We start from the raw sequence: 8,667 nt of genomic DNA, 5'->3' as shown, positions 1-8,667 counted from the left end.
AATAGTATTAGTGCTAACGGGGTTATGAACTATACGGTAATAGGGAAAGCCGATTACGACGATTATATTAATATCATTTTTGTTGTAAAATAAATCTTTAATGGCATGACAAGACACTCCCCTCGCGGGGATTATCTGATATTAATGAACTTCTGTTTAAGACAGAAACATCTGGAATCTTTTTATGTTCTACGTAATATATATCATGTGCATTTAGCCACTTTTGTTGGTCCAGTAGGTTGTGTTGTGTAGAGTCATTGTTTTCGTTGTTTATTTAAACTGATACTATTCAAACAGCTACCTGAGCACAGACCAACAATATTTCGCAGCAAGGTGCAGGGATTGCACTTTGCTGTTTCTTATCTATTTCCCTTACGATTCTTATCGCTGGCCCTGCCTTTAATGCAAAAATATTCGAAGAAATGCTATCTAAATTTGAAAATTTCGCCAAACAACAGAAAGAAGCGTTACTCGAAGTATGTAGAAAAAAAGAGTAATAGCTGATATTATTGAGTATATCATCAAGAGTTTAGAATATACTCCATATTAATTGATACAGCCCTTTCTCTGGTTCAATCTCAAAACATACTATAAATCGCAGGATGTGAAAAAGATATAAATAATCAGCTAACAATATAATCTCTTATAAAATATCTGTATTTATGAATCTTTTAATCCTAACATCCAAAATATCTCAAATTTTAGCTTTAACGTGAAAAAACTATTTACTGAGGAACCTTTACTCAACAAACCACCATAAAAGCTTCATAAAAAAGAAAGCGAGAATTACTTCCCGCCTTAAATGTTTTCACAACGGAATAATCCTTATTGTGATAAGCTTTCAATTTGTTTTGCAAAAATAATTTTTTACTTCGAAGAATCCAAGGATTTGTTAAAAATAATTTATCTTTAAGCATTAGATTGTTGTGAAATGTGATCTTAATTAAAAGTTTATAATGTAAAGATCTCATGCATTTTACATAACCTTAAAAACACAAATTTTTTTGTATGAAAAAGATATTAGGTCTGGATTTAGGCACAAACAGCATTGGATGGGCGCTGGTTGATAAAGATGCTCAAAAAATATTAGGCATGGGTAGTCGGATTATTCCGATGAGTCAGGATGTTTTGGGAAACTTCGACAAAGGGAATTCCGTTTCGCAGACAGCAGAAAGAACTGGATTTCGAGGAACAAGGCGGTTAAGGGAAAGACATTTGCTGCGCCGCGAACGGTTACACCGCATTCTGCATATACTAGGCTTCCTGCCTGAACATTATAAGAAATATATTGATTTTGAAAAACGTTTAGGGCAGTTTGTAAACGAAACAGAACCGAAGCTAGCCTATAACAATTGTGATTTTCTCTTCAAAAAATCTTTTGAGGAGATGGTGGCTGATTTTAGGCAACAGAATCCTTCCATGTTTTATACAAAGTCGAATGGAAAGGAAACAAAAATTCCATATGATTGGACAATTTATTATCTGCGTAAAAAGGCATTAACTCAAAAAATCGAAAAAGAAGAGCTAGCTTGGATTATCCTGAACTTCAACCAAAAGCGTGGATATTATCAATTGAGAGGCGAAGAAGAGGAAGAAAATCCAAATAAATTAGTAGAATTTCACTCTCTGAAAATTATTGAAGTTGAAGCAGATGAAAAGCCCAATAGTAAAGGTGATACATGGTATTCACTGCAATTGGAAAATGGTTGGATTTATCGCAGATCGAGCAAGAATCCGTTATTTGACTGGAAAGATAAAATTAGGGATTTCATTGTTACTACCGACCTGAATGATGATGGTACGGTTAAAATAGACAAAGAGGGGAATGAAAGGCGATCATTCCGTGCACCAAGTGAAGATGACTGGACATTGCTGAAAAAGAAAACAGAAGCAGAGATTGAATATTCCCGGAAAACAGTTGGCACATATATATATGAGAATCTTCTATCAAATCCAAATCAAAAAATACGAGGTAAATTAGTCCGTACCATCGAACGTAAGTTTTATAAAGAAGAACTTATTGCTATATTGAAAAAGCAGATTGAGTTACAACCCGAGCTCTTTTCGGACGATTTGTACAATGATTGTGTTAGAGAATTGTATCGTAGTAATGAAGCGCATCAGTTTATTCTGAGCAAAAAAGATTTTGTCCATTTGTTTATTAACGATATTATTTTCTATCAACGTCCCCTTAAGAGCCAGAAATCATCTATTTCAAACTGTTCTTTAGAATTTAGGAAATATAAAGATAAAGACGGGAACGAGGTTAAAGAATACCTGAAAGCCATTCCAAAATCTCATCCATTGTACCAGGAGTTTCGCCTTTGGCAGTGGATTTATAATCTCAAAATATACAGAAAAGACGTTGACTCAGATCTTACTTCACAATTTATTACAAGTGTTAATGATCAGAAAAATCTTTTTGATTTTCTGAATAGCCGGAAAGAAATTGACCAGAAAGCTCTACTGAAGTATTTTAAACTTTCAGAAAAGACCCATCGCTGGAATTTTGTAGAAGATAAAACCTATCCCTGTAATGAAACCGGAGCACAGATAAAAACACGATTAGCAAAGGTCGAAAAGCTTCCGGCTGATTTCTTAACAGCCCAAACAGAGCTAGGCTTATGGCATATAATCTATTCGGTAACAGATAAAAAGGAATATGAGCAGGCTTTGTCTTCTTTTGCCAGAAAATACTATTTGAACGAAACCTCTTTCGTAGAAAACTTCAAAAAATTTCCACCATTCAAGAGCGAATATGGAACATATTCTGAGAAAGCTATTAAAAAGCTTTTGCCATTGATGCGCTTGGGTGAATATTGGAATTGGGATGCCATAGATATAAAAACCAAAGGTCGAATAGATAAAATCCTTACTGGAGAGTACGATACGGATATAAAAGACCGTGTGCGAGAGAAAGCTATAAACCTGATCTACGAAAACGATTTTCAGGGTTTGCAGCTATGGCTGGCTCAATATATTGTTTATGATCGTCATTCCGAAGCAAACGATGCTGTCTATTGGAAAACGCCACAGGATATAGATAATTATTTAAAGGAATTTAAACAACATTCCTTACGAAACCCTATTGTAGAACAGGTAATTACAGAAACATTACGAGTGGTACGAGATATCTGGAAAAAATTCGGAGATATTTCCGAAATCCATATCGAACTTGGACGTGAAATGAAAAAAACAGCAAAAGAACGGGAACGTCTTACTTCGCAAATGACGGAAAATGAAAATACCAATCTCCGCATCAAAGCGCTGTTGATAGAATTAAAAGAAAACTCGGATGGAAAATTGAATGTGGATAATGTTCGTCCTTATTCTCCTGTACAACAGGAGCTATTGAAGATTTATGAAGATGGTATCATCAATTCTGATATCGAGGTTCCCGATGATATTCTGAAAATAAGCAAAACAGCACAACCTACAAGTTCGGAACTTCAACGTTATAAATTGTGGCTGGAACAAAAATATCGTTCGCCTTATACAGGACAGTTTATTCCACTCGGCAAATTATTTACTCCTGAATATGAGATAGAGCATATTATTCCGCAAAGCCGCTATTTTGACGACAGTTTCAGTAATAAGGTGATATGTGAAGCTGCTGTGAATCGTTTGAAGGATAACCAACTTGGATTAGAGTTTATTAAAGAACATCATGGAGAGAAAGTACAATTAGGATTAGGACAAGTAGTCGAGATCTTCTCAGAAGAAGATTACCAAAGCTTTGTAAAAGAGAATTATGCAAGTAGCCGTTCGAAGCGTACTAAACTTTTGTTAGAGGATATCCCCGAATCATTTACTGACCGTCAAATGAACGATACGCGATATATCAGTAAGGCAGTGAAAGGACTATTGTCGAATGTGGTTCGTGAAGAAGGGGAACAGGAGGTTACGTCAAAAAATATTGTGGTTTGTACTGGTAATGTAACCACCATTTTAAAACGTGACTGGGGGCTGGATGCTGTTTGGAATAGCTTAATTATCTCACGTTTTGAGCGAATGAACCAGTTGACCAATAGTACTGCATTTACCTCTTGGAACGAGCAATACCAGAAATTCCTGCCAACTGTTCCTTTAAAATTGTCGAAAGGATTTCAAAAGAAACGTATCGATCACCGTCATCATGCGATGGATGCTTTGGCTATTGCCTGTGCTACAAGAGATCACGTGAATTTATTAAATAATCAGTATGCTAAATCTGAAACTTCACGATATGATTTGCAGCGGAAATTAAGACTGTTTGAGCCAATTTCCTATTTTGATAAGAAAGCCAATAAGCAAGTGGAACGGAAAATTCCTAAAGAATTTATAAAACCATGGGATAGTTTCACTACTGATGCCCGGAATGAGCTGGAGAAAATAGTTGTTAGCTTCAAGCAAAACTTGCGGGTAATAAACAAAACTATCAATAAGTATCAGACTTATGAAAACGGGAAAAAGATACTGAAATCGCAAGCGAAAGGCGACAGTTGGGCAATCCGGAAGCCTCTACACAAGGATACGGTATTTGCTAAAGTCTCGTTACAGAAAATAAAAAAAGTAAAATTGAGTGAAGCTTTAAAAAACTTAGAAAGCATTGTCGATAAAGAATTTAGAAATGAAATTCGGAAAATCAGTGCAACATATGGAAAATTTGAACCAGATAAAATCGACAAACACTTTAAAGACAGGAAATATCTTTATGGGAAAACAGATGTTTCCAAAGTGGAAATTTATTATTTTGAAACAGAGAATGCTGCTGTGAGGAAATCGTTAGATATTTCATTTACAGAAAAATTTATAAAAGAATCTGTAGCAGATAGCGGAATACAAAAGATTTTTCTGAATTATTTAGTGACGAAGGATAATAAACCGGAACTGGCTTTCTCTCCGGAAGGTATCGAGGAGATGAACCAAAATATTACTGCCTTCAATGATGGTAAATCTCATCAGCCAATCCGTAAAGTGCGAGTGTATGAAACAATCGGTAATAAATTCCAAGTGGGATATACAGGAAATAAGAAGGCAAAATATGTTGAGGCGGCAAAAGGGACGAACTTATTTTTTGCTGTTTATGCGGATGACAAAGGTAATCGTTCGTATGAAACTGTTGCCTTAAACGTTGTGGTAGAAAGGTTAAAACAAGGTTTAAGTACTGTCCCTGAAAGGAATGAAAAAGGACATGTATTGCTGTTTCATTTGTCACCAAACGATTTGGTTTATGTGCCAACGGAAGAGGAATTGGTAAGTGGCATTAAATGGAATATTGAAGATATTAAAGTAGACAGGATATATAAAATGGTAAGTAGTACGGGAAATCAATGCTTCTTTATCTGTCAAAATGTAGCAAATCCAATAGTAAATAAAGTTGAATTCTCCCCTTTAAACAAGATGGAGAGAGGCATTACGGGTGAAATGATAAAAGAAATATGTGTAAAGTTAAATATTGATCGTCTGGGAAATATTAACCTTTTGATGCCATGATTAAAAAGACACTCTATTTTGGTAACCCGACATACTTGAGTATGCGTAACAACCAGTTGGTCGTGAAATTGCCCGAGGTTGAAAAGAACGACACTTTGCCCGAAAAATTCAAAAAAAACAGCGAGGTAACTTTCCCTATCGAGGATTTGGGTGTTATTGTCTTAGATCATAAGCAAATCACCCTGACACATGGGCTGATAGAGATGCTACTCGAAAATAATACGGCTCTTATCACTTGCAATAGTAACCGCATGCCGGTTGGATTGATGCTTCCGCTATGTGGAAATAAAACACAGACCGAAAAATTCAGTGCGCAAATTCAGGCTACTGATCCTCTGAAAAAGAACCTTTGGCAGCAAACGATCAAAGCAAAAATAAAGAATCAAGCTGATGTTCTGCGGAAATTCCGTTCATGTAATATTCGAAATATGGAATATTGGGCAGGTGATGTGAAAAGTGGTGATCCGGATAATTACGAAGCACGGGCTGCTGCCTATTACTGGAAAGAAGCTTTTCCGCAAATAGATAACTTTGTGAGGGGTAGGGAAGAATCTCCTCCTAATAATCTGCTTAACTATGGCTATGCTATTCTACGCGCAGTTGTGGCACGTTCGCTGGTTTCCAGTGGATTGTTGCCTACTTTAGGGATACACCATCATAACCGATACAACGCTTATTGTCTGGCAGACGATATTATGGAACCTTATCGTCCCTTTGTCGATGCAATTGTGCTCACTATTATAGATAGTGGAGAAATTTTTGAAGAGTTATCACAGACCATAAAAACACAATTGTTACAAATACCGATTATTGATGTAATGATTAATGGAAGAAAGAGCCCTTTGATGGTCGCAGTAAGCCAAACTACATCTTCATTGGTACAATGTTTTGAAGGAAAATTACGAAAAATAAAATATCCTGAATTTGTAATGTGATATCATGTTATGCAACAGGATAGGTTAAATCAATATCGGATTATGTGGGTTTTAGTACTGTTTGATCTTCCTACCGAGACCAAGAAAGATCGGAAAGTATATGCCGATTTCCGTAAAAATCTACAAAAGGATGGATTTACGATGTTTCAGTTCTCAATCTATCTTCGCCATTGTATGAGTATGGAAAATGCAAATGTGCATATCAAACGGGTTAAAAAGTTTTTACCCGAGAAGGGACGTGTAGGAATAATGTGTATAACGGACAAGCAATTTGGAATGATGGAGTTATTTTATGGGAGAAGTTCTGAAGCCAAGAAAACAGAAGGGCAACAACTAGAACTCTTCTAAGAATGAAAAATCCCAATCGAAATCGGGATTTTTATTTGAAATACATCATTTTTGAAATCCTAAAGACTTGTAATAGTTGTTGATATACAGTGAATTATGTGTCGCTCTACTGTATTTCAATGAACTAAGATACAAAATTGAAAGCTTATCACAACATAGCTTCTAATAAGTCTCGAATATCATCCACTGTATTTCAAGGAACTAAGACACAAAATTGAAATCAGCAACCCAGAATAAATTATAAAAAACTACACTTTATGAAAAAACTATTATTTATCACAACTACTATATCTTTACTATCATATACATCAATTAAAAAAAAGTCCACAATCTTATTAAAAACCATTTGAAAGAAACTATTCATGATTGGGATAGTTATGAATCAGCGAGTTTTGGTACTCTCAACTCAACTTTTACATCAGAGTTTGATGATCCTGAATACAGAGATATGTTTATAACATATATTCCTTACAAAGAGCTAACTGCAGAAAAGATGAAAGAAGAAGAAACATATCAAGATCTGTATTCTGATTGGGCTGTCTCTAAAAGAAAAAAAATTCATCCCCAAATTTAGAGGATGGAAAATGAAACATAGTTTCAGGGCTAACATTTTACTTTTTAAAATAAAAAAATCCCAAAACGTAAAAATACGGTCTGGGATTTTTCGAATTAAACGACTTGCCTATATAAATTTGATGGAGTAACTCCCAGAATAATACTTGGACTGATACCAAGCTTTTCACATAATGCCCTGCCTATTTTCAATGTCGGTTCGGTCTTCCCTGAAATATATTCGCTGATTCTCGAAGGGCTTACATTTAATAGTTCGGCTACCTGTACCTGGTTTAGTTTCATTTCTTCCATACGAAACTTAATAATATCGGGCAGTGATGGTAACTCAATGGGATATTGCTTTGATTCGTATTCCTCGATCAGAGAGGAAAGGATATCAAGCTCCACGGCTTCGGGTGAAGTATCCCAATTAGTATCACTCACTACTTCCAGCAGCTCATTCACACGGTTAACCAGTGCATTGTATTCTTTTTCGCTATTTATATGTCTCATAATTATACTCCTTTCTTTTAAACTTGCGAACAATCTTCTATTTTATCATATTCTGCATGTGTACCGATAAATCGAATGTACACATATTTAGGAACAAACAGGACTATGGCAACCAGTCGATAATTATTCCCTTTTATATTAAATACATATCTCTTATTACCTACCAAGTCAACACTGTTGAATGTGTTTTTCATTTCTGCAAAATTATTCCATTCCGCTTCCTTAGTTCTTATATACCAATCCTGAAGGGCTGTTTTTGCATCAGCATGCTCATTATAAAAATCGACTATTGTTTTTTGTACGAAAATTCTCATATTCCTTCATCGTTTACACAAATATAGGGCAAATATTCCAAAATACAAAACAAAACAATTTACATATTTTGAAATTCGGAATCACATTTTCTCTGATATTTTGTTTATTCGAAAAATATTACCACATCTGTTGTACCAAAAACGATTAATAAATAGCATAATATCACACACCACATATATATCTATAAATCAATAATTTCCTCCTTTTTACTTATCAACTTAGCTGTCTCATAAGGGAGTTCCCGTATCCTCATTCTGAGAAGAAGCCAAAGCAAGGTTTCCTTATACCACTACTAAAACAGACCAAGGCATAAAAATCGCTCTACAGAATAAAATTCCTATAAATAGGATATTTTCTTGGTAAAAAAAAGCAACATTAACAGGCAAACAGCCAATCATATAAACACCTACAAAACAGCAATTTACATCAAACAATTAACATTTTACGAGAAGAAAAAAGAAACTTTTTTATCAGTCCTTTTTTGTTATATCAAATTTACTCCTATATTTGTAATCGAAAATGACATACT

General features: G+C 35.0%; 6 protein-coding genes. 4 read left to right on the top strand and 2 right to left on the bottom strand.

The annotated features are described in order from the left end of the window. Positions 1-1,008 precede the first annotated feature (1,008 nt). The 4 genes from cas9 to BUC12_RS19410 all read left to right on the top strand — a co-directional run bounded on the left by cas9 (position 1,009) and on the right by BUC12_RS19410 (position 7,332). A complete protein-coding gene (gene cas9 / locus BUC12_RS19425; protein ID WP_062184984.1) occupies positions 1,009-5,475 on the top strand; it encodes a type II CRISPR RNA-guided endonuclease Cas9 in 4,467 nt (1,488 codons plus the stop codon). Continuing rightward, positions 5,472-6,410, top strand: a complete 939-nt coding sequence (gene cas1, locus BUC12_RS19420) for a type II CRISPR-associated endonuclease Cas1 (RefSeq protein WP_062184981.1) — start codon at positions 5,472-5,474, stop codon at positions 6,408-6,410. The genes cas9 and cas1 overlap by 4 nt, the downstream gene beginning before the upstream one ends. Before the next feature lie 42 nt (positions 6,411-6,452). After that, the gene (gene cas2 / locus BUC12_RS19415; RefSeq protein WP_082141958.1) at positions 6,453-6,758 is read left to right on the top strand and encodes a CRISPR-associated endonuclease Cas2; all 306 of its coding nucleotides are present in this window, start codon (positions 6,453-6,455) and stop codon (positions 6,756-6,758) included. Between the two features lie 346 nt (positions 6,759-7,104). After that, the gene (locus tag BUC12_RS19410; protein ID WP_062184975.1) at positions 7,105-7,332 is read left to right on the top strand and encodes a hypothetical protein; all 228 of its coding nucleotides are present in this window, start codon (positions 7,105-7,107) and stop codon (positions 7,330-7,332) included. Between the two features lie 95 nt (positions 7,333-7,427). Here the strand turns inward: BUC12_RS19410 and BUC12_RS19405 are convergent, their stop codons facing one another. Both BUC12_RS19405 and BUC12_RS19400 read right to left on the bottom strand, forming a co-directional pair. Then, on the bottom strand, positions 7,428-7,823 hold the full coding sequence (locus tag BUC12_RS19405) for a helix-turn-helix domain-containing protein (protein ID WP_062184972.1): 396 nt from the start codon (positions 7,821-7,823) through the stop codon (positions 7,428-7,430). A gap of 17 nt (positions 7,824-7,840) precedes the next feature. Beyond that, positions 7,841-8,137, bottom strand: coding sequence for a type II toxin-antitoxin system HigB family toxin (locus tag BUC12_RS19400; protein ID WP_062184969.1), 297 nt, complete (start codon positions 8,135-8,137; stop codon positions 7,841-7,843). Positions 8,138-8,667: the final 530 nt, after the last annotated feature.

The organism is Indolivaga macrotermitis (assembly GCF_900128985.1).
GTDB classification, from domain to species: Bacteria; Bacteroidota; Bacteroidia; order Bacteroidales; family Dysgonomonadaceae; genus Dysgonomonas_A; species Dysgonomonas_A macrotermitis.
Note: the sequence above shows the minus strand (reverse complement) of the source record. Positions and strands in the feature narration are given on the sequence as shown.

What these genes read in the sequence shown, in the direction of transcription:
- cas2 (WP_082141958.1), top strand. Translation starts at nt 6,453, where the DNA reads ATGTGGGTTTTAGTACTGTTTGATCTTCCTACCGAGACCAAGAAAGAT.
- BUC12_RS19405 (WP_062184972.1), bottom strand. Translation starts at nt 7,823, where the DNA reads ATGAGACATATAAATAGCGAAAAAGAATACAATGCACTGGTTAACCGT.
- cas1 (WP_062184981.1), top strand. Translation starts at nt 5,472, where the DNA reads ATGATTAAAAAGACACTCTATTTTGGTAACCCGACATACTTGAGTATG.
- BUC12_RS19400 (WP_062184969.1), bottom strand. Translation starts at nt 8,137, where the DNA reads ATGAGAATTTTCGTACAAAAAACAATAGTCGATTTTTATAATGAGCAT.
- cas9 (WP_062184984.1), top strand. Translation starts at nt 1,009, where the DNA reads ATGAAAAAGATATTAGGTCTGGATTTAGGCACAAACAGCATTGGATGG.